The organism is bacterium SCSIO 12827 (genome assembly GCA_024397995.1).
In the GTDB taxonomy this organism is placed as follows: domain Bacteria; phylum Pseudomonadota; class Alphaproteobacteria; order Rhodospirillales; family Casp-alpha2; genus UBA1479.
On sequence record CP073746.1, the window covers coordinates 493,699 to 513,941 of the forward strand.

Sequence of the window (20,243 nt, forward strand, 5' to 3'; positions counted from 1 at the left end):
GCCGCATGCTGGATGTTCCGCCGCCGGCAACCGGCCGGACGGACACCGGATTGGGTCTGCGCTACCGCCTGCTGCTGCCGTTGGCGCGGGCCGTGGTTTTCTATGAAAAAATCTGGCCTCTGGCCTGGTCCGTGCTGGCCGTCCTCGCCCTGTTCGTGGGCCTGGCGCTGCTTGACATCCTTCCCCTGCTGCCGCGTTGGCTGCACGGCATCGTGCTGGTGACCTTCGCCGGTTTGCTGGCGCTGACTCTGCGCCGGGCGTGGGAAAACCGGCCAATGGTCAGCCGCGCCGCCGCCCGCCATCGGCTGGAGGACGACAGCGGCTTCGAGCATCGCCCCCTCGCGACCCTGGATGACCGGCTGCTGGCCGGCATGGATGACCGTCTGGCGCGTCGCCTTTGGCAGCGCCACCGCGACCGCATGGCCGAACGCATCGCCGGAATGCGCCTGGGCGCCCCCGCGCCGGATGCGGCCGGCCACGACCCCCGGGCGTTTCGCCCCCCCCTGCTGGTGCTTCTGGTGCTCGGCATCGTCGTTGGCTGGAACGATGCAGGTGGTCGCCTGATGCGCGCGGTGACGCCGTTAGGGGCCGCCGCCATGGGCCAGGAACTCAGCGTTTCCGTCTGGATCACGCCACCCGCCTATACCCGTCAGGCGCCGATCTATCTGGAATTGAATGGCGGCGGCAAGGTGCCGACGCCAGGCGACAGACCCGCCGACGCCGCCCTATCCGTGCCCCAGGGTTCGACCCTGCTGGCCCAGGTTGGTGGCGTCGGGCGGATCCCCGACATGGCTTTGGGCAGCATCGAAACACCCTTCACCCCGATCGGCAGCGGCCATGAGGCCGGCAGCTTTCGTCTGGAAACCCTGCTCGACACGCCGGGCGCCCAGGGCATCAACATCACCGTCGCCGGACGCGGGCTTGCGGCCTGGCCGCTGACCGTGGTCGCCGACGCGCCGCCGTCGGCGGAATTCATGACCAAGCCGTCACAGGCCGGTCGGGCGTCGTTCAAGACCGAGTTCGAAGCCAAGGACGATTACGGTCTGGCTTCCGTGGAAATGACCATCCGCCATCCCAACGGCCGCCCCGTTCCCGGCGGTGAAGAGATCGTGCGCCTCGCCCTGCCGCTGGCCGAGCCTGGCACCGTGCTGACCCAAGGCGTCGGTGTCCACGACCTGAGTGCGCATCCCTGGGCGGGGATCGAGGTCGTCGGTCGCATCGAGGCCACGGACGGCCGCGGTCAGGTCGGCGCCAGCGAGGATCTGAAATTCCTGTTGCCGCAGCGCACCTTCAATCACCCGGTCGCGCGCGCGCTGGTCGAACAGCGGCGCAAGCTGTCGGACTCTTCGCCCGATGTAATCATCGAGGTGGTTGAGGTTCTGGAAGACCTGCTTCACAAGCCTGACCATTTTTTCAACGATACGGTGGTGTTCCTCGCCATTAACGTGGCTGGCGCGCGGCTGCTGCACAGCGGCGACAAGGATACGGAGATCGCCAGCGTTCAGAAGCTTCTGTGGGATACGGCGCTGCGCATCGAAGACGGCGATTTCGCGGTCGCCGAACGCGAACTCATGGACCTTCAGGACAAGGTCATGAAGGCCATGCGCGAGGGCGCGGATTCCCAGGAGGTTCAACACCTGATGGAGCAGCTTCGTCAGGCATTGGATGAATATCTCAAGGCGCTGACCGAACAGTTGACCCGCCAGGACCTCAAGGATCTGCCGGCCTTCGACCCCAATATGCAGTCGCTGCAAAGCCGCGACCTTCAGGACATGCTCGACCGGGCCCGTGAACTGGCCAAGAACGGGGCCATGGATGCGGCCCGTCAGATGTTGGCGCAATTGCAGAAGGCGCTTGATCAGATTCGCCGCGGTATGGCCATGGCGCCACAGGAACAGCAGCAGATGTCCGAGGCCAAGCGCCTGATGGACGGGCTCCGCGAATTGACCGAACGCCAGCGCGGTCTGCTCGACGAAACCTTTCAGCGCGCCCAGCAGGATCGCCTTTCGCCGCGCGGCCGCCAGGGTCCGGAAGGCGCCATGCCGTTGCCGCGGGATGGGGAGCAGGGCCAAGGCGAAAGGCGCCCCGGCCAGGGGCGGCAACCGGGTGATGGACAGGGTGAGCGGCAACAGGCCCGCCCCGGCGGCACACCGCGGCCGGGCATGGGGGGCGATCCCAACCTGCAAGGCCGCGCCCAGCAGGAAGCCCTGCGCCGGGCGTTGGGTGACCTGATGCTGCAGATGGATGAAATGCTGGGCAATATCCCGGGCGAAATGGGTCAGGCCGAACGCGCCATGCGCGAGGCGTCGCGGGCTCTCGGCAAGGGACAGCCGGGCAATGCCGTGCCCAATCAGACGGAAGCTCTGGAACATCTGCAGAAATCCCAGGACCAGATGGCGCAGAAGATGGCGCAGCAATTCGGCCCGCAACTTGGCCTGCGCCCCGGACAGCAGGGCCAGCGCGGTCCCGGCCGCGGCCAGGACCCGTTCGGCCGTGGTTCGGGCGGGGCCTTCGGCGCCTCGGTCGACGGCGATGTCGATGTGCCGTCACGCATGGAAATGCGCCGGGCCCGGGAAATTCTCGATGAACTGCGCAAGCGGTCGGGCGAACGTCAGCGCCCGCCGCTGGAACGCGACTACATCGACCGCTTGCTCAAGCAGTTCTGATTTCCGGAATAAACGGGGCCTGGCCGGCGCCTAATGCTTGGCGGGGGCCGCCGCGTCCTTGGGATCGACGAAGGTGACCGTGATACGCCGTCGCAGGGGCGACGGTTCGCGGACCCGGATCTTGAACGACATCTTGTCGCCCTTCGCCAGTTCGCTCTTCAGCGGTGCCACGTCGGTGTGCTGAATCGGTTCGCCTTCGGAATCGAACAGGATCGCGCGGACCATGGGAACGGGGCGGGGGCCGTCTGCGACGTTTTCGATCTGCCCGCGGATGACCAAAACTTCCAAGCCCTGGTCTGTTTCCTGGGCATGTTCGACGCGCTGAATTTGCAAACCGTCGCCGACCTGATGGAACCCGATCATCTTGAACACGTCGTTCAGCTGCGGAACCTTGGCGACCAGTTCGTCCTTGAAGAAGAAGGTGCCGGCGACCAGCCCGCCGATCAGCAGAACGAAGAACAGGGCGATGACCTTGCCCAGGATGCTTTTCTGCGGCAGATCGTCGTCCGGGTCCTGTTCCTCTGCCGAGAACACGTCGGGAATGTAATCCGGGTCGTCCATCTGGTCCGGGGACTCGATGGACTCCAGGTCGTCTTCCTCGTCGTCGTTGTTGATCAGGGATTCGAACGGCTCGATGTCGTCGTCGTCATCCTCGAACATGTCGTCGATGTCATTGGGCAGAACACCCATGTCGTCGTCCGTGTCGTCGGCGATCATGGTGTCGGGCTCAATGATGGGATCGGGCTCGTCCGCCGGTTCCGGTGCCGGCGGCGCCGGCATGGGGGCCGGTTCGGGCGCTGGCGGCGGCGGCGGCGCGGCCTGCGGCACGGGATTCGGCGCATAAGCCTGCGGCGGATAAGGCGTGGGCGCGGCGCCGTAGCCGGGCTGCGCGTACATCTGTTGCTGGGGCGGGTAGCCGGCGGGTGCCGCGGCCTGACGGGGGACGGGCGCCGGATCAGGCAGCGCGTCGCGCGGGTCGGCGAACCACACATGACTGCAGTTGGAGCAGCTCACGTTTCGCCCCTGCCCAAGCTGCGCGGGTTGCAGCATGTAGCGCGTGCGACAATTTGGACAGGTAACCAGCATATTTACCCCGATTCCACCCATGGACTTTATATGCGTCGGCAAATAGGAAAGCAAGCCGAGCAAACCCAAGGACTTCGGCGCCCTCCCTGGACGCCGACGCGGCCCCATGGCATTGTTCCTTAAAGGGAATAGCCGATCATTGATGAATTTTTCCCTAAAGTCCCCGAGAGCCCGATCAAGGTACCCCCAAAGGTGAGAGACAGCGATCCCGAAAGCATCGTCCGCTTCGAAAATGTCGGACTGCGCTATGGACTGGGGCCCGAGGTGCTGCAGGACATCACCTTTTCCCTGGGGCCGTCGTCCTTTCGCTTTCTTCTGGGGGAAAGCGGCGCCGGTAAATCCTCCCTGCTGAAGCTTCTCTACATCGCCCTGCGTCCGACGCGGGGGCAGATTTCATTGTTCGGGCGCAACGTCGCCAGCATGTCGCGGAACGAATTGCCGCGCTTGCGCCGCCGGGTCGGCGTGGTGTTCCAGGAATTTCGCCTGCTTGACCATTTGTCGGCCTTTGACAACGTGGCCCTGCCCATGCGTGTGGCCGGGGCCCGGGAAAGCGACGTGCGCCGCCATGTCGAGGAATTGCTGTCCTGGGTCGGACTGAAGGATCATTTGAATTCGCGCCCGCCGACCCTGTCCGGCGGCCAGCAGCAGCGCATCGCCATCGCGCGGGCCGTCATCACCCGGCCCAAGCTTTTGCTGGCGGACGAGCCGACGGGCAACGTCGACGACAAGATGGGCCTGCGCCTGATGCATCTGTTCGAGGAACTGAACAAACTGGGCACCACGGTGATCGTGGCGACCCATAACCTGGGTATCGTGCGCCAGATGGCGCATCCCGTCATGCGCCTGGAAAACGGCCGCCTGAACACGGACGAGGCGGAAATCATTTCCGACCTGGGCCTGGACGAACCGGGAATCGGTGCGGGTGCCGCTCCCGCCGGTCCCGGTTTCTCCCGCATTCATTGATGCTGACCGTGATGCTCCGCCGCCGCTCCGACCTGCCGATGAACGAAGACACCCTGGGCCGTTTCCTGCCCTGGCTGATCGCCTTCATGGTCTTCCTGTCGGCTCTGGCGCTGGCCGGGATGTTGATCCTCAACGACGCGGTCAAGCGCTGGGATACGGGGCTCAACGCCACCGTCTCGGTTCAGGTGCCGCCGGGCTCAGACGCGCGTGAGGACGAACAGCGCCTGGGTCAGGTGCTTGCCGTGCTGGCCGCCAAGCCGGGGGTGGAACGCTACGAGACGCTGTCCAAGGACCGCCTGCTCGACCTGCTGAAACCCTGGATCGGTGAGGCGGGGCAGGCGCAGGATCTGCCGATCCCCATGCTGATCGACGTCACCGTGGACCGCGATGCGGCGCTCGACGCGCAAAGCCTGGCCAGGGAACTTCAGGCCCGCGTGCCGGGGGTTTCCGTCGACGACCATCGGGTATGGCTCAGCCAGCTCGTGCGCCTGGTCACGGTGATCCAGGTCCTGGCCTGGGCGGTGTTGGGCCTGATCGGCCTGGCGACCATCGGCACCGTGGTGTTCACCACCCGCACGGGCCTGGCGATCCACCGGGAAGCCATTGAGGTTCTGCACCTGATCGGCGCCCAGGATGCCTATATCGCGCGCCAATTCGCGTCCCGTGCCCTGGGCCTGGGGCTCAAGGGCGGATTTCTCGGCCTCGCGCTCGCCGTGCCGACCCTGGCCGGGATCGGCTATCTTGCAATGGAAACGGGGGCGACCATGGTGCCCAAACCTGACCTGGGGTTCTTCAAGGCCCTGGGATTCCTCACCCTTCCCGTCGCCGTGGCACTGTTGGCCATGATGACCGCGCGCTCGACCGTCATGCGCAACCTGAAGCGGATGTCCTGATGAGCCGGCGTCCACGCCGCAGCACCCCGGTGGGGATGGGACGGCTGCTGGTCATGGTGATCATCGTCGCCGTCATCTGGGGCGTCGGGTTGTTCCAATTCGCCGACACCATTCCGGCAAAGGTCGAGGACCCGGGCACCCACACGGATGCCATCGTGGTCCTGACCGGCGGCAGCGGGCGGTTGGATGAAGGTTTGGACTTGTTGGCCCGCAACCTGGCCGGGCAGTTGTTCGTGTCCGGCGTTTATCACGGGCTCGACGTGGAGCGCCTGGTCCAGATTTCCAAGCGCGAGCCCGAGGGCCTGGAGTCCCGCATCGGCATCGGCAACGCCGTCAATACCGTGGGCAACGCGGCGGAAACGCGGGTCTGGATGGCGAAGCGCGGGTTCACCTCGTTGCGCCTAGTGACCGGCGCCTATCACATGCCGCGCTCGCTCGCCGAATTTCACTTCTTCATGCCGGGGGTCAAGGTCATCCCCAATCCGGTGTTCCCCGAACATGTGAAGCAGAAATATTGGTGGGCCTGGCCCGGCACGGCCAGCCTGATCGTCTCGGAATACAACAAGTGGCTGTTCGCCCGCGCCAGGCACTGGATTTCCAGCATCTTCGCGGCGCCCCGCCCGATCCTGAAATGAGGGGGCCGACCATGATCCTGGTCCGCTCGATCCTGTTCGGGGGGCTGTTCTTTCCGTGGAGCACGCTGTGCTCCATCTTCGTGCCGATTTCGCTGATCTTCCCGCGCAAGTTCATGCAGACCATCGTCAAGGTCTGGGGCATCGGCGTGCGCTTTCTGCTGAAATGGGTGGTCGGGCTGAAGTGGCGGGCCGAGGGCCTGGATAACGTGCCGCCGGGGCCCTGCGTGATCGCGTCCAAGCATCAAAGTGCGTGGGACACCATGGTGTTCCATGTCCTGCTGCCCGACCCGGTCTATGTCGTGAAGAAGGAACTGACGCGCATCCCGTTCTGGGGTTGGGGCTTCTACAAGGCCGGCTGCGTCGTGGTCGACCGCAAGGCGGGGGCCAAGGCGCTGAAGCATCTGGTTATCGGCGTGCAGGAAGCCCTGGCCCGCGGCAGCCAGGTCGTGATCTTCCCCGAGGGCACGCGCACCGCCCCCGACCAGAAGGTCGATTACCACCCGGGGATCGCCGCCATTTACCGCGACGCCAACGTGCCCGTGGTGCCCGTGGCGCTTGATTCCGGTTTGTTCTGGGGCCGCATGGCGGCGCTCAAATATCCGGGCGAGATCACCATCCGGTTCATGGATCCGATCCAGCCGGGCGGCGACCGCCGCGAGTTCCTGGGTTTGCTGCAAAGCCAGGTCGAGGGCGAAAGCACCAAACTGATGGCGGAAAAGCGCGCGCGTTATCCCTGGCTGCCCGCCCCTCGGCCCGCTGTGGAAAACGGGTAAAACTTCTCAATCGCCCGCTCAGCACCGTGTTCAGGCAGCCCTTCCTGTGGGCCGTTCTGGGGGCTTTTTGCTGCTTCCTGTGGGAAACATAAAGAGAACAAAAAATTGACCCCCTGAGGGTAACCGCCTACACTTATTGAAACTTTCCATCATCAAAGGATTACGGGCCCGTGTCTCAACCGCCTGCTACGCCGAGCGCGCCGATCGCCGCGATTTCCCAGCAGATCTGGGACATGAAGTACCGGTTGAAATCACCGGACGGTCGGCCCGTGGACAAGACCATCGACGACACCTGGAACCGGGTGGCGGGGGCCTTGGCTGCCAAGGAAGCCGACCCCGATGCCTGGACGCCGCGCTTCAAGGAAGCGCTTACCGGGTTCAAGTTCCTGCCCGCCGGGCGCATCATTTCCGGTGCGGGGACGGAGCGCATGGTGACGCTGTTCAACTGCTTCGTCATGGGCGAAATCCCCGACGACATGTCGGGCATCTTCGACAACCTGAAGGAAGCGGCCCTGACCATGCAGCAGGGCGGCGGCATCGGCTACGATTTCTCGACGCTTCGCCCCAAGGGATCCCTGGTCAAGCGCGTCGGCGCGGATGCCTCGGGCCCGCTGTCGTTCATGGACGTGTGGGACAGCATGTGCCGCACCATCATGTCGGCCGGTTCGCGCCGGGGCGCGATGATGGCGACCATGCGCTGCGACCATCCGGATATCGAGGATTTCATCGCCGCCAAGCGCGAGCCGGGGCGGCTCCGCATGTTTAACTTGTCGGTCCTGGTGACCGACGATTTCATGCGCGCGGTCAAGGAAGACGCGCCGTGGGAGCTGACCTTCGGCGGCACCGCCTATCGCACCCTGCCGGCCCGCGAGCTGTGGGACAAGATCATGCGCGGCACCTTCGCCTATGCGGAACCGGGCGTGATCTTCATCGACCGCATCAACGCGCGCAACAACCTGAACTATTGCGAAACCATCCACGCCACCAACCCCTGCGGCGAACAGCCGTTGCCGCCGTATGGCGCCTGTCTGCTGGGCTCGGTCAATCTGGCGCGGCTGGTCGACCGGCCGTTCGAAGACGGCGCCGGTGTCGATGCCGACGCCCTGGACAAGCTGGTGCGCACGGCCGTGCGCATGATGGACAACGTGGTCGATGCGTCGAACTTCCCGTTGGAGGCCCAGCGCCACGAAGCCCAGGCCAAGCGCCGCATCGGGCTCGGCGTCACCGGCCTGGCCGACGCGCTGATCATGTGCGGGGCGCGGTACGGTGGATCGCAGGCCGTGCGCCTGACCGAACAATGGCTGCGCGCGATCCAGCGCTCGGCCTATCTCGCCTCCGTCGATCTGGCGAAGGAAAAGGGCGCCTTCCCGCTCTATGACCGGGATGCTTACCTTGCCGGTGAACATGTCCAGACCCTGGACCAGGACGTGAAGGACGCCATCGCTGAGCACGGCATCCGCAACGCGCTGCTGACCTCGGTCGCCCCCACAGGCACGATCTCGCTGTTTGCCGACAACGTGTCCTCGGGGCTGGAGCCGGTGTTTTCCTTCAAATACACCCGCCATGTGCTGATGCCCGACGGCACCCGCCGCGAGGAAGAAGTCACCGATTACGCCTACCGCCTGTTCAAGCGCATGCGCGGCGAGGATGCGGTGCTGACCGACGCCTTCGTCGATGCGCAGAGCCTCAGCCCCAATGACCATCTGGTCATGCAGGCGGCGGTGCAGAAATATATCGATTCCTCGATCTCCAAGACCATCAACGTGCCGGAAAGCATCGCCTTCGAGGACTTCAAGGACATCTACATGCAGGCCTACGACCTGGGCTGCAAGGGCTGCACCACCTACCGCCCCAACGACGTCACCGGTGCGGTGCTGGAGGTCAAGAAGGAAGCGAAAACCGACGAACCCGAACTGCCGCTGGAGCCCGCGACGCGCAAGACGCTGCCTGTGGACGAAGGGGACTCCGGCTCCGTCGTGCGCATGTTCCAGCCCCTGGATCGGCCGGGCGAACTGCCCGGGCGGACCTACAAGGTCAAATGGCCGGAAAGCGACCACGCGCTCTACATCACCATCAACGACGTGATGGACGACAGCGGCCGCATCCGCCCGTTCGAGATTTTCATCAATTCCAAGAACACGGAACATTACGCCTGGACCGTGGCGCTCACGCGCATGATCTCCGCCGTGTTCCGGCGCGGCGGCGACGTGTCCTTCGTGGTCGAGGAACTGAAGGCCGTGTTCGATCCGCGTGGCGGGCAATGGATGGGCGGGCGTTATGTGCCGTCACTGCTGGCTGCCATCGGCGGGGTCATCGAACAGCACATGATCCAGTCCGGTTTCCTGCCCAATCCGGACAAGGACAAGCAGGACCGCGAGACCCAGGAACTGCCCAAGGCGGTTGGCCAGGACGGCCCGCTGCTGTCCGGCGCGGCCCCCTTCCGGCAATGCCCGAAATGCGCCCAGGCCTCGCTGATGCGCCAGGAAGGCTGCGATACCTGCACGTCCTGCGGTTATTCCAAGTGCGGGTGATTCCGATTCTAGCCTCTTAAATGAACAAATTTATATATTGGGTCGGATGGTGCCTCTAACTGACTAATAAACAATGGAAAATGCCATCTGCAGCTATTGTTTGATTTTTTAATTAATAAATGCCTTATTAATAGGCATGACTGCAGAGGTTGCCGTCCTTAATCGAGCGGCTGTCGCCATCGCGGCTGACAGTGCAGCGACCGTGCGTGGTAAAGTCTTTAATAGCGCGAACAAGATCTTTGCTTTGTCGAGGCATCAGCCGGTCGGCATCATGATTTATGGGAACGCTGGATTTATGGGAGTGCCCTGGGAGACTATTATTAAACTTTATAGAAAAAAACTTGGGCGAAAATCCTTTCCTACAATTAATGAATATACTGAAGATTTTTTTAATTTCCTATGCACTGAAGATAAACTTTTTGATGAGGAATACATAAGTAATTTTACTGAATTATTTTTAACAGAAATAGCAAAAAATAAATTTAATGAAATAAAAGAAAAATCATCAATTCCAAGGTTTAGTAAAACTAGGCTGATACAAAATGTAGGTAGGTACATTGATCAAAGATGTGAAGATTTAAGTGGAACTGAATTCATACGTGGATTTGATAAAAATAAACACGATGAATACAAAAGAAGCATTAAACCAATTATTGATAAAGTAATTAATAAAGAATTTCATGGATGTATTTCTTCTGATAGGCGGTTAAATAAATTAGTTGATATATTAGTAAGTTACCTAACAAAAAAATGGTCAGATACTGGAGAAACCGGAATTGTAATTACAGGTTTTGGTTCGGAGGAGATATTCCCAAATCTGTACTGTTATGAATGTACAGGATTATTTGGTGGAGTTGTCTGGCGCCGACAAAAATATGAGGTAAATATTGATAGTAATGATGTCTCTGCAACATTAATTGCATTTGCGCAAACTGATGTGGCCAAGACATTTATCGACGGTATAGACCCGGAGATTGCTGAAGTATTTCATGGCATTATGGCGCGATCATTTAAAGAAGTAAAAAAAATAGCGAGAAATAAAAAAGTGTCGGCGTTAACTGATGAGTTAATGAAAAATTTCTATGAAGAATTTGAGAAATTTCGATTTGCAAAGCACGTTCGGCCAATGCTGCAAATGATTGACGTGCTGCCAATCGACGAGCTTGCTCGGCTTTCGGAAGCTCTTGTCAATATCACTTCTTTGAAGCGACATGTCACAGTTGATCTGGAAACTGTAGGAGGGCCAATTGATGTGGCAGTAATTTCTAAAGGTGATGGCTTGATCTGGGTATCAAGGAAGCACTATTTTAACCCTGAAACGAATCCAGACTATTTCGCAAGGATTCGCTCTGATTGAGGATTGCTCTATGGCTCAAGAACGTGTTCGGCGTGACACAAAAAAGGGTCAAAGAAACAAATTGGAAGCTGCCCACATAGATGCTGGATATGAGGACGTAAGAAATTACGAAGATTTATCAGCGTCTGAATTTGTCTCTCTGGTGGTAGGGCTTGCTCAAGGAAAAAAAGTAGGCACTCGTGGTGTCAGGCCTCGCTCTAGGGTTTCAAGCTTAAGGTATTAACCCTAGTTAGCGAGCAATATCTGTTCAGTTACTTCGTGTTAGCGCTTGCTGACAAAAGGGTGCATTGCGCGAGCTTCAACACCCGCTCCAGCCCCTGATCCCGGATGCCCATCTCGCGCAGGTGGGCGACGGTGTTCTTCAGGTAATCGACGCAGGCGCCGCGTCGGCCGTGGCCCTGGGCGACCATGCGGGCGGCTTCGTCCAGGGGACGGGGGCCTGCGTAATAATCGTTGGCTTGGTTGACGACGAAGGCCGCACCGGTGACGGTCTCTGTGCCGACGGTCATCTTCAGCCAGCGCAGGTGGTATTCCCCTTCCGAGGTTTCGCGCTTGTGCAGATGCGCCAGCACGCTGTCCCGGTCGCGGCCGCGAACGCGAAAGCCGAGCCCCCGGCACGACCCGCCCCGGTCAAGGCCGAGCACCAGGCCCGGCACCGTCCGCGTGCCCCGATAGTCGAAGGAATAAAGGCAGAGGGCGCGGTGATAGCCATAAAGCCGGGCAGGCCGCGTTTCCGCGTAAGCGAAATCCGCGTCCCACATCAGCGAGCCGTAGGCGAACAGCCAGAAATCGTCGGTCGGTGTCGGCATGGGCCATTGTTAGCCGCCATGTCTGCTTGCCGCCAGGGAGAATTCCGGCCCCTTCACCCTAACCCTCTCCCCGAAGGGGGAGAGGGGACGTTCGCCCAATCTTTCTCCCTCTCCCCCGCCTTGGTGGGGGTGAGGGGGCTGAGTACGGCCCTTTCGTGCCTTGGCCCATTGCGCCTATAACCTTGCATGACTTTCACACCGCGCCGATCCCTGGACCGCCTGCGCACGGCACCACCGCTGGCGCGCCGCATCGCCGTCGCCCTGCCGCTGGTGGCGATCCTGGGCTACGCCGTGTTCTGGTTCACGGTCGCGGACGTCGCGGAACAGCAGGTCCGTGCCTGGATCGCCTCCCAGGCGGCGCACGGGGTCACGATCACCCATGGCGCCATGGTGACCGGCGGCTTTCCTTTTCGTGTCGACGTCCGCATCGCGGCCCCCGCCGCCGCCTGGCCGGGCGGAACCTGGCGCGGTCCGGAGCTGATGCTGTCGGCCGCACCATGGGACTGGCGGCGCCTTAACTGGCGGGCCGACGGCGTGCATGACGTGACTTGGACGCGTAAGGACGGCAAAGCGGGCAATGCCGTGCTGACCGCCCGCCATCTGGAAGGCTGGGGCGAGGCGGGCAGGGGCGGTCTGCCCCGCGTCGAGGCCTGGTTGACCGACGGGTCGCTGGCACTTGCCGGGGGCACGGTCACGGCGCGGGGGCTGCTGGTCCATATCCTGCCGCCCGGCCCCGATGATGCGGAGGCTGCCAATGACGATACGCCGCGTCTGCCCATTTCCCTCGACGCCAAGGGTGTGACCCTGCCGCCCGACCAAGCCACGGCGCTGGGCGATACCATCGACCGCCTGGCCTTGGAAACGTCCCTCAACGGTCCCATCGGCAAGGGCCCCTGGCCGGCGCCGGCGCTGGCCTGGCGCGACGCGGGCGGGGTGCTGGACATCAAACAGCTGGGGATCGTCCACGGCCCCCTGAACCTGACGGGGGAGGGCACGTTGGCCATTGATCCCGCAGGCCAGCCCGAAGGGGCATTCACCGCCCGCGTCACGGGTTTCGCGGAAACGGTCGAGGCGCTTCGCAAGGCGGGTATCGTCGACAGCCGCACCGCCGATGCCGTGCAGGTGATTCTGGGGTTGTTGTCCAAGGGGCCGGTGGGCGGGCCCCGGACCCTTGATATCCCGATGACCCTGCAGGACCGCACGCTCAGCCTGGGGGTAGTGCAGCTGTTGCGGCTCAAGCCCGTCGATTGGTTCACGCCACCCGGTTCCTGACGCGGACGGTTCGAAATCGACTGGTCGGTCTGTTATGCTGGGCCTCATGATCCGCGCCTTGATCCTCATGGTTCTGCTGACGGCGGCCACCCCGGCCCCGGCCGGCGATGCGGCCAAGGCCCGCCCGCCCGCGCCGCAGAACGGTCCCTATTATTCAGGGCAATTGCTGGTCGCCGGGCCGACCATGCCCGACCCGCGTTTTCAGGGGGCGGTGATCTATCTTGCCGACCATGACGTCGAGGGCGCCTTCGGCTTGCTCGTCAACCGCCCCGTGGGAAAAGGACCGGTGCGGGATTTCCTGCTCGGCCTCGGCATGAAACCGGACCCTTCGGAAGATTTCACCGGCGACGTGCGCATCCATGCCGGCGGGCCGGTCGAGCCGGGGGCGGGCTTCGTCCTGCATACCAACGACTATCAGACGGAAACCACGGGCATGCTCCGCGGCAAGGTCGCGGTGACGGCGAGCCTCCGGGCGGTCAAGGACATCGGTCTCGGCAAGGGGCCGCGCCGCTATCTGATCCTGCTGGGCTATGCCGGTTGGACGTCGGGGCAGTTGGAGGCCGAAATGCGCCGGGGCGATTGGCAGATCGCGCCCTATGACGAGGATACCGTGTTCGGCATGGATGACGCCGGGAAATGGGACCGCGCGCAGAAGTCCGCCGGCATCCCAATGTAGGTGGGGTTTATTCGCCCATTCTCAGCGGCTTCTTGACCTGGCAGAACACCCGGGCGACGCGCAGATCGTCAAGCAGGCGTTCGCCGACCGCGCGGAAATCCGCGCCTGTGAAGCGAAGGTCGCCGGGGCGCGGCGTCGACGTTTCGCCGGCCGCCTCCAGGGCCTGATGGAACGACCGGGGCAGGCTGGCGATGACACGTCCCCGCCGGTCCGAACCGGCGACGGAAATGCCGATCACCCTGCCGTCGGCGGAAAACACGGGCCCGCCGCTGATCCCGGCAAAGCCGGGAAGGTCCTTTGGAAAGCGGGAGATCACGCCCCAGACTGCGACTTCTTCGTCATTGCGGAACCGCCCGAAGCCGATCAATCGCCAGCGCCCGAGGTAGGCCGAATGCAGGACCGCGCGGCGGCCTTTCGGATACCCCACGTGAAAGGCTTCGGACTCGCCGTCAAGCACGGCGGCGAGGGCGACCGGCGTGGGGTTACCCGGCACACGGCCGGACAGCACCGCGACGTCGGCACTGGAATGCACCGCGCGCAGGGTTGCACGCTCGACCCGTTTTGCCTTGTGGTCGTAGATGATGCCGACCCGGTCGCAACCGTCGACCACATGACGCGCAGTCAGCCAGGTTCCGATGTTGTCCACGGCAAAGGCCGTTCCCGTCGACGACCGGGACTTCACCTTATGCTCGACCCGGGACAGGGGGAGGCCGCGCGGCGGCGCTTGCGGCATGGGGGGCTTCACGACGACGGCGGGCGGCGGACGCCGGGGGGCTTCCGCAACGGGCGCGCGCCGGTCGTCGCCGGTGAACAGGCTGTACAACACCAGGGTGATCAACAGGATCGCCGCGAAATAGTCCCAGCGCCGCATGGTCGGCCGTCCGGGTCAGCCGACCACGGCGGCGGCGTTGACGGCGGCCGTGCTCAGCTTCACCGAGGCCAGAAAGGTCGCGGCGCTGATCTCGCCGCTCTGGATGCGTTGGGGCAGGCCGCGCAGCAACAGATCGACAACACGGTAGGCGATCAGTTGCAGGAACAAGGTCACGGCCCCCCATACCACGATGTCCCAGACACTGACGCTGGTCGCCATGCAAAAGGCCAGCGGCAAGGCAAGCCCCAGCAAGGCCGCCGACAAGGATATCGCGACCGCCTGGTTGCCGTCGCGGATCAGGGCGATGTCGTCATAGGGCGTGATGCGGATATAGACGATGACGGCGACGGCCAGCATCGCCAAGGTCACCGATGAATGGAGCATGAGAACGGGAAATCCGCTCAGGAAACTTTCGACAACGGCGTGCATGTATTCTCCCCCAAATTGGACCCGGGCGCACCCGGCGGCGAAAGCCTACCCCAAGTCCTTGGTGCTTGGCGACAGGGGGCTGGCGCGGTTGACTTGCGGGGGGCGGGACAGTAGCGTCGCCAAAAATGAAGGGTCTGCCGGTGACGGCTTTGTTCACGAAATCAGGGACAGGCACACGCCGCCGCGCCACGGGCGTGGTGTTGGTCGCCTCCCTGTGGCTCAAGGTCCTGGTGCTGGCCATCGGCCTGACCCAGTCGGCCCAGGCGGCAGAGGCCTCTGCCCCGTCGCCGGAACAGGATCTGCTCGCCGCCCTGCATGTCATCTGCACCTCGGGCGGGGTCAAGGTTCTCGGCACGCCCGCCGATGACGGTCAGACCAAGGATGGTGCCGCCAAATCCGGCCTGCTCGACTGTGCCCGCTGCTGCTGCACGCCGAATGTTGCCGTGCCGATGGCGCTCGGCGCCTGCCTTGCCGTTTCCATCACCTTCATCGTCGCGCCGCCGGCGCCGCAGATGGTGCATCCGGCGGCGCTTTCCCAAACCCTCGCCAATCCCCGCGCCCCACCGCTGTCGATCCTCGTCTGACGCCTGACCGCTGGGTCCGGGTTCGCGCGGCGATTGCCGCCGTTCCGCCGGTCCCGCATTTTCCTGTCATACTTCAAGGATCGACCAATGAACGCGACGACTTTCCGCCGGGCGGCGCTGACCGTCCTGGTTTTCGGGCTTGGGGCCTCCCTGGCCAGGGCCGACAATCTGCCTGCCGACATGCCCAACATGCTGTCCCTGGGCGGCAACCTGAATAGCAAACACACCGCCGTCGAGGTGGCCCATGACACCATGTCCGACAACGCCAACGGCCCACTCCGTGCCGACGGCCATGCGCCCATCGGGGTGATGGGCGATCATCTGCACAAGGCCGGCGAATGGATGCTGTCCTACCGCTTCATGGCCATGTCCATGTCGGACAACCTGAACGGCACGGATAACATCAGCAACGAACAGATCGTCACCACCGTCGCCAACCGGTTCGGCTCACCCACTTATCTGCGCGTCGTGCCGCGCGACATGACCATGAAGATGCACATGGCCGGCGCCATGTACGCGCCGACGGACTGGCTGACCCTGATGGCCATGGGCGGTTATGCGTCGAAGTCCATGTCCCATACCACCTACCAGGGCATGGCGGGGACGACCGTGCTGGGCGATTTCGACGTCCATACCTCGGGGCTGACCGATACCCGCCTGTCGGGACTGGTGCGGCTTTACGATGATGGCGGTCATAAGCTGCATCTGAACCTGGGCATGAGCCTGCCGACCGGATCTTACAAGGAAAGCGCGCAAATTCTGGCGCCCAACAACACCAAGCCCTATCTGCGCGCACCCTATGCCATGCAACTCGGCTCCGGGACCTTCGACGCCATGCCGGGCATCACCTATTCCGGGCGCGCCGATGACGTCAGTTGGGGGGCGCAGGCCTCGGCCTATCTGCCCCTGGGCAAGAACGACGGCGGCTATTCCCTGGGCCGCTCGGTGCAGCTGACGGTATGGGGGGCCTATCAATGGCAGCCCTGGATATCGACCTCCCTGCGGCTGACCGGCCAGGCGGCGAACCAGATCGACGGGATCGATTCCGCCATCGCCGTGCCCAACCAGACGGCGGATCCGGACAACTACGGTGGCGACCGTCTCGACCTGTCCATCGGCGTCAACCTGATGGGGCAATCAGGCGGGTTGCGTGGCCATCGGCTGGCGGCGGAAGTTACCGTGCCGATGCATCAGGACCTGAACGGCCCCCAGCTCAGCCGTGAAATTGCCTTCACCCTCGGCTATCAGAAAGCCTTCTGAGATTCCCGAAAGGAATTCCGATCATGAAATCCATCGACAGATTTTCCATCACCGCCCTGGCGGCGGTCCTGATGTTGGCCCTGGGCATGGCATCCGCCCACGCCCATGACGGCAAGGACCACGGCGCCATGGCGCAATCGGCCATCACCGTGACCGGTGCCTGGGCGCGGCCGACCATCGCCAAGATGCGCATCTCCGCCGCCTACTTTCAGGCCACCACCACGGGTGGGGAAGACAAGCTGATCGCCGCCAAGACCGCCAATGCGGACAAGGCCGAACTGCATCAGCACATCATGGAGAACGGCATCGCCAAGATGCGCCCGGTCGACAGCGTCGCCATCGCCCCGGGCACGCCCGTGGTGTTTCAGCCAGGCGGCTATCACGTCATGATCATGGGCCTGAAGGGGCCCTTGAACGAGGGCGACAGCTTCCCCCTGACCCTGACCTTCGAAAAGGCCGGTGACGTGACCGTCCATGTCACGGTGATGAAGAAAGCGGCCCAGGGTCACGGAAACATGGACCACGGCGCCCACAAGCACTGACGCCTGGACGCCGCCGCCGGGGTGTGGGGATTACGCCTGCTTGGCGTCGATCACGCTCCGGCGCACGGCGCGGGTGCGGGTGAAGACCTCTTCCAGTCCGTCGCCGTCACCTTTGCGGATCATGCGCTGCATGGCGGTCAGGTCTTCGGTAAAGCGGCCGAGGATTTCCAGCACCGCCTCGCGGTTGGTCAGGAAGATGTCGCGCCACATCACCGGGTCGGAGGCTGCGATGCGGGTGAAGTCGCGGAAACCCGTGGCTGAATATTCGATCACTTCTTTCTGCAAATCCGTGGACAGCTGCGTCGCCGTGTCGACGATGGTGTAGGCGATCAGGTGCGGCAGGTGCGAGGTGATGGCCAGGACCTGGTCGTGATGGGCCGGGTCCATGACCTCGACCTTGGATCCGGCGCGCTGCCACAGGTCGGTGACCTTGGCCACGGCGGCCGCGTCCGTCCCGGCTTCGGGCGTCAGCAGGTGCCAGCGGCCTTCGAACAGTTCAGGGAACCCCGATTCCGGCCCCGAATGCTCGGTCCCGGCCAGGGGATGGCCCGGCACCAAATGCACGCCTGCGGGCAAGTGCGGTTTGATGGCATCGATGGCGGCGCGTTTGACGGAGCCCACATCAGTGACGATGGCGCCCGGCTTCAGGGCCGGGGCGATGGTCCGGGCGACCGCGTCATAGGCACCCAGCGGCGTGCAGATCACGACGATGTCGGCGTCGCGCGCCGCTTCGGCCGGGTCCGTCGTGACCTGATCGGCCAGGCCCAGCCGCAGGGCGGCATCCAGGGTTTCCTGGCGGCGGGCGGCCACGGCGATCTCTCCGGCCAGGCCGTCGCGGCGCACCACGCGGGCGAGGGACGATCCGATCAGCCCGATCCCGATAAAGGCCATGCGCTTGAACATTGGCGTGCTCATGTGTCGGCCCCCATGAAGTCGCGCAGTGCCACGATCACCGCCTCCATCTCGTCCGCCTTGCCGATGGTAATGCGCAGGCAGTCCGGCAGGCCATAGCCCGCGACCCGGCGCGCGATGATGCCGTTGGATTTCAGATGCTCATCCGCGGCCTCGGCCGTCGCGACGTCGGCAAAGCGGACCAGCACGAAGTTGCCGACCCCATCGGGCACGAACAGGCCCAACTGGCGCAGGGCGTCCTGCATGCGCTTCAGCCATGCGTCGTTATGCGCCCGGGACATGTCGGTGAAGGCCGTGTCGTTGAAGGCGGCGAGCCCCGCCATCTGGGCCGGAACGGAGACGTTGAAGGGACCCCGCACACGGTTGAGCACGGCAGCGACCGTTTCCGGCATATAGGCCCAGCCGAGGCGCGCCCCGCCAAGGCCGTACATTTTTGAGAACGTGCGGGTCATGACCACGTTGTCAGCGTTCCGCACCATATCCATGCCGTCCGTATAGGTCGGCGTGCCGGTGACGTATTCCGCATAGGCGGCATCGACGACCAGAAGAATATCGTCGCGCAGGCCGTCCCGCAGGCGCGCGAGTTCGTCCGCCGTCAGGAAGGTGCCTGTCGGATTGTTGGGATTGGCGATGAACAGCAGGCGTGTGTTTTCCGTCACCGCCGCGAGCAGGTTGTCGACGTCCGCTTTCAGGTCCGTTTCCGGCGCCTTCACGGGCGTGGCACCCGCGGCCATGGCGGAAATGCCGTACATCAGGAAGCCGTGTTCGGAATACAGGACCTCGTCCCCCGGGCCGACATAGGCCTGGCACAGCATGTTGATGATCTCGTCCGACCCGGCACCCAGCACGATGCGCTGGGGCTCCAGGCCGTATCGGCCGGCGATGGCGGCGCGCAGGTCCGGGGCATGGCCGTCGGGATAGCGGTGGATGGTTAGGGCCGCGTCCGCCAGCGCCTTGACGGCGGCCGGGCTCGGGCCGAACGCGCCTTCGTTGGACGACAGCTTGATGACCTTGTCGGCGCCCGCGATCTTGCTTTCACCACCCTTGTAGGGGGCGATGTTCATGATGCCGGGCTGTGGGCGGGGCGTGGTCATCGCTTTTTCCCCGGGTCCAGTTCCTGCGGGCCCAGCGGCGTGGCGCAGGCGCCCAAGTGAATGACCCGGCTGACCTTGCCTTTGACGTTTTCCTTCAGGGCGTCCAAATGGCCCTTTTCCGGATCGACGAAACCAAACACCTCGACCAGATGGATCCAGGCCGCCGGGCGTGCCGGTTCGTGCCAAAGCTGGTTGTACACGGGCGAGAAACCAAGCCCGTTGAGGGCCTTGCCGATCGTGCGGAAGGGAATGTCCTCTTCACATTCGACGGCCAGATAGGTGCGGTCGCGGCCGGTCGGCTCGGGCTTGACCAGCGGGCAGATGACGAGCGCTTCCAGGCCCTGGGCCTCGAACCCGTTGCCGGGCCCGGCGAAGGGCAGGCGGGCGATGATGCGGGGTGCATCCTCGGCCGTCGACACCAAATGACGCCACCACTGGTCGGAGTCCTGATCGTTGCGCGGCAGGGGCAGAACGCCGAGCGTGTATTCCTGGCGCTGCACGGCTTCGACCACCCGGGCAGAGGTGGTGAACCGGCGCATGGGCGTGAAGCTGCCGTATTGGTCGCGCGTCATGTCCCAGTATCCGGTCTGGTTTTCCGGAACCATGACGGCCACGGAAAAGGGGCCTTCGAAGCTCAGGGTCGCGACGATCAACTCGCGCCAGATGCGCGTCAGCTCGCGGCGCGGAAAGGGGCCTTTGTGGCGCTCCATCAGGCGATAAATGATTTCCGCCTCGCGGGCCGGTCTGATCTTGACGCTTTCGCCCTTTTTGATCTCGCGCACGTTCTCCACCACCTGGGTCCGCTGCATGATCAGGTCATGGAGCTTCTCGTCGATGTCGTCGATCTGTTGGCGCAGGTCGGCAAGCGTGGGTTTGCGGGGCTTTGTCAT

General features: G+C 63.4%; 19 protein-coding genes. 12 read left to right on the forward strand and 7 right to left on the reverse strand.

The features are described 5' to 3' along the window. Positions 1-5 precede the first annotated feature (5 nt). Entirely contained in the window at positions 6-2,666 is a 2,661-nt protein-coding gene (locus tag KFF05_02325) for a TIGR02302 family protein (GenBank protein ID UTW52239.1), read from the forward strand. A 30-nt stretch (positions 2,667-2,696) separates the two neighbouring features. Here KFF05_02325 and KFF05_02330 read toward each other — a convergent pair whose 3' ends face one another. Then, positions 2,697-3,716, reverse strand: a complete 1,020-nt coding sequence (locus KFF05_02330; GenBank protein UTW52240.1) for a DUF3426 domain-containing protein — start codon at positions 3,714-3,716, stop codon at positions 2,697-2,699. Positions 3,717-3,968: 252 nt separating this feature from the next. Between KFF05_02330 and ftsE the strand changes: the two genes are divergently transcribed. From ftsE to KFF05_02360, 6 genes are all read left to right on the forward strand, one after another. Continuing rightward, positions 3,969-4,715: a cell division ATP-binding protein FtsE gene (ftsE, locus tag KFF05_02335; protein ID UTW53547.1), complete on the forward strand. Its 747-nt coding sequence runs from the start codon at positions 3,969-3,971 to the stop codon at positions 4,713-4,715. A gap of 11 nt (positions 4,716-4,726) precedes the next feature. Continuing rightward, positions 4,727-5,608 (forward strand): cell division protein, encoded by an 882-nt coding sequence (locus KFF05_02340; protein ID UTW53548.1) that lies wholly within the window; start codon positions 4,727-4,729, stop codon positions 5,606-5,608. Continuing rightward, complete coding sequence (locus tag KFF05_02345) at positions 5,608-6,243, forward strand: YdcF family protein (protein UTW52241.1); 636 nt, start codon at positions 5,608-5,610, stop codon at positions 6,241-6,243. The genes KFF05_02340 and KFF05_02345 overlap by 1 nt, the downstream gene beginning before the upstream one ends. A gap of 11 nt (positions 6,244-6,254) precedes the next feature. Next, positions 6,255-7,016 (forward strand): 1-acyl-sn-glycerol-3-phosphate acyltransferase, encoded by a 762-nt coding sequence (locus tag KFF05_02350; protein ID UTW52242.1) that lies wholly within the window; start codon positions 6,255-6,257, stop codon positions 7,014-7,016. 203 nt (positions 7,017-7,219) lie between these two features. Next, positions 7,220-9,547 carry an adenosylcobalamin-dependent ribonucleoside-diphosphate reductase gene (locus tag KFF05_02355; GenBank protein UTW53549.1) on the forward strand — a complete coding sequence of 776 codons (2,328 nt, stop codon included), beginning with the start codon at positions 7,220-7,222 and terminating at the stop codon, positions 9,545-9,547. Between the two features lie 136 nt (positions 9,548-9,683). After that, a complete protein-coding gene (locus KFF05_02360; GenBank protein UTW52243.1) occupies positions 9,684-10,904 on the forward strand; it encodes a hypothetical protein in 1,221 nt (406 codons plus the stop codon). A gap of 251 nt (positions 10,905-11,155) precedes the next feature. On the opposite strand, the gene KFF05_02365 is transcribed toward KFF05_02360, so the two are convergent. Further along, the gene (locus tag KFF05_02365) at positions 11,156-11,713 is read right to left on the reverse strand and encodes a gamma-glutamylcyclotransferase (protein ID UTW52244.1); all 558 of its coding nucleotides are present in this window, start codon (positions 11,711-11,713) and stop codon (positions 11,156-11,158) included. A 186-nt stretch (positions 11,714-11,899) separates the two neighbouring features. Between KFF05_02365 and KFF05_02370 the strand changes: the two genes are divergently transcribed. Continuing rightward, positions 11,900-12,985 carry a DUF2125 domain-containing protein gene (locus KFF05_02370; GenBank protein UTW52245.1) on the forward strand — a complete coding sequence of 362 codons (1,086 nt, stop codon included), beginning with the start codon at positions 11,900-11,902 and terminating at the stop codon, positions 12,983-12,985. A 34-nt stretch (positions 12,986-13,019) separates the two neighbouring features. Then, positions 13,020-13,661, forward strand: a complete 642-nt coding sequence (locus tag KFF05_02375; GenBank protein UTW52246.1) for a YqgE/AlgH family protein — start codon at positions 13,020-13,022, stop codon at positions 13,659-13,661. Between the two features lie 7 nt (positions 13,662-13,668). Here KFF05_02375 and KFF05_02380 read toward each other — a convergent pair whose 3' ends face one another. Together KFF05_02380 and KFF05_02385 are read right to left on the reverse strand one after the other, a co-directional pair. Then, positions 13,669-14,532 (reverse strand): trypsin-like peptidase domain-containing protein, encoded by an 864-nt coding sequence (locus tag KFF05_02380; GenBank protein ID UTW52247.1) that lies wholly within the window; start codon positions 14,530-14,532, stop codon positions 13,669-13,671. Between the two features lie 15 nt (positions 14,533-14,547). Next, on the reverse strand, positions 14,548-14,961 hold the full coding sequence (locus KFF05_02385) for a DUF350 domain-containing protein (GenBank protein UTW52248.1): 414 nt from the start codon (positions 14,959-14,961) through the stop codon (positions 14,548-14,550). 125 nt (positions 14,962-15,086) lie between these two features. On the opposite strand from KFF05_02385, the gene KFF05_02390 reads away from it, so the two are divergent. The 3 genes from KFF05_02390 (at position 15,087) to KFF05_02400 (ending at position 17,347) form a co-directional block, all read left to right on the forward strand. Next, positions 15,087-15,545 carry a hypothetical protein gene (locus KFF05_02390; protein UTW52249.1) on the forward strand — a complete coding sequence of 153 codons (459 nt, stop codon included), beginning with the start codon at positions 15,087-15,089 and terminating at the stop codon, positions 15,543-15,545. A gap of 252 nt (positions 15,546-15,797) precedes the next feature. Next, the gene (locus tag KFF05_02395) at positions 15,798-16,805 is read left to right on the forward strand and encodes a transporter (GenBank protein UTW53550.1); all 1,008 of its coding nucleotides are present in this window, start codon (positions 15,798-15,800) and stop codon (positions 16,803-16,805) included. A gap of 23 nt (positions 16,806-16,828) precedes the next feature. Beyond that, complete coding sequence (locus tag KFF05_02400; protein UTW52250.1) at positions 16,829-17,347, forward strand: copper chaperone PCu(A)C; 519 nt, start codon at positions 16,829-16,831, stop codon at positions 17,345-17,347. Positions 17,348-17,377: 30 nt separating this feature from the next. Here the strand turns inward: KFF05_02400 and KFF05_02405 are convergent, their stop codons facing one another. From KFF05_02405 to pheA, 3 genes are read right to left on the reverse strand one after another with little or no spacing between them, the layout of a single operon-like run. Continuing rightward, positions 17,378-18,262: a prephenate/arogenate dehydrogenase family protein gene (locus tag KFF05_02405; GenBank protein ID UTW52251.1), complete on the reverse strand. Its 885-nt coding sequence runs from the start codon at positions 18,260-18,262 to the stop codon at positions 17,378-17,380. Next, a complete protein-coding gene (locus tag KFF05_02410) occupies positions 18,259-19,353 on the reverse strand; it encodes a histidinol-phosphate transaminase (GenBank protein ID UTW52252.1) in 1,095 nt (364 codons plus the stop codon). Before KFF05_02410 ends, KFF05_02405 begins: the two co-directional genes overlap by 4 nt. Continuing rightward, entirely contained in the window at positions 19,350-20,243 is an 894-nt protein-coding gene (pheA, locus tag KFF05_02415) for a chorismate mutase (protein UTW52253.1), read from the reverse strand. The genes KFF05_02410 and pheA overlap by 4 nt, the downstream gene beginning before the upstream one ends.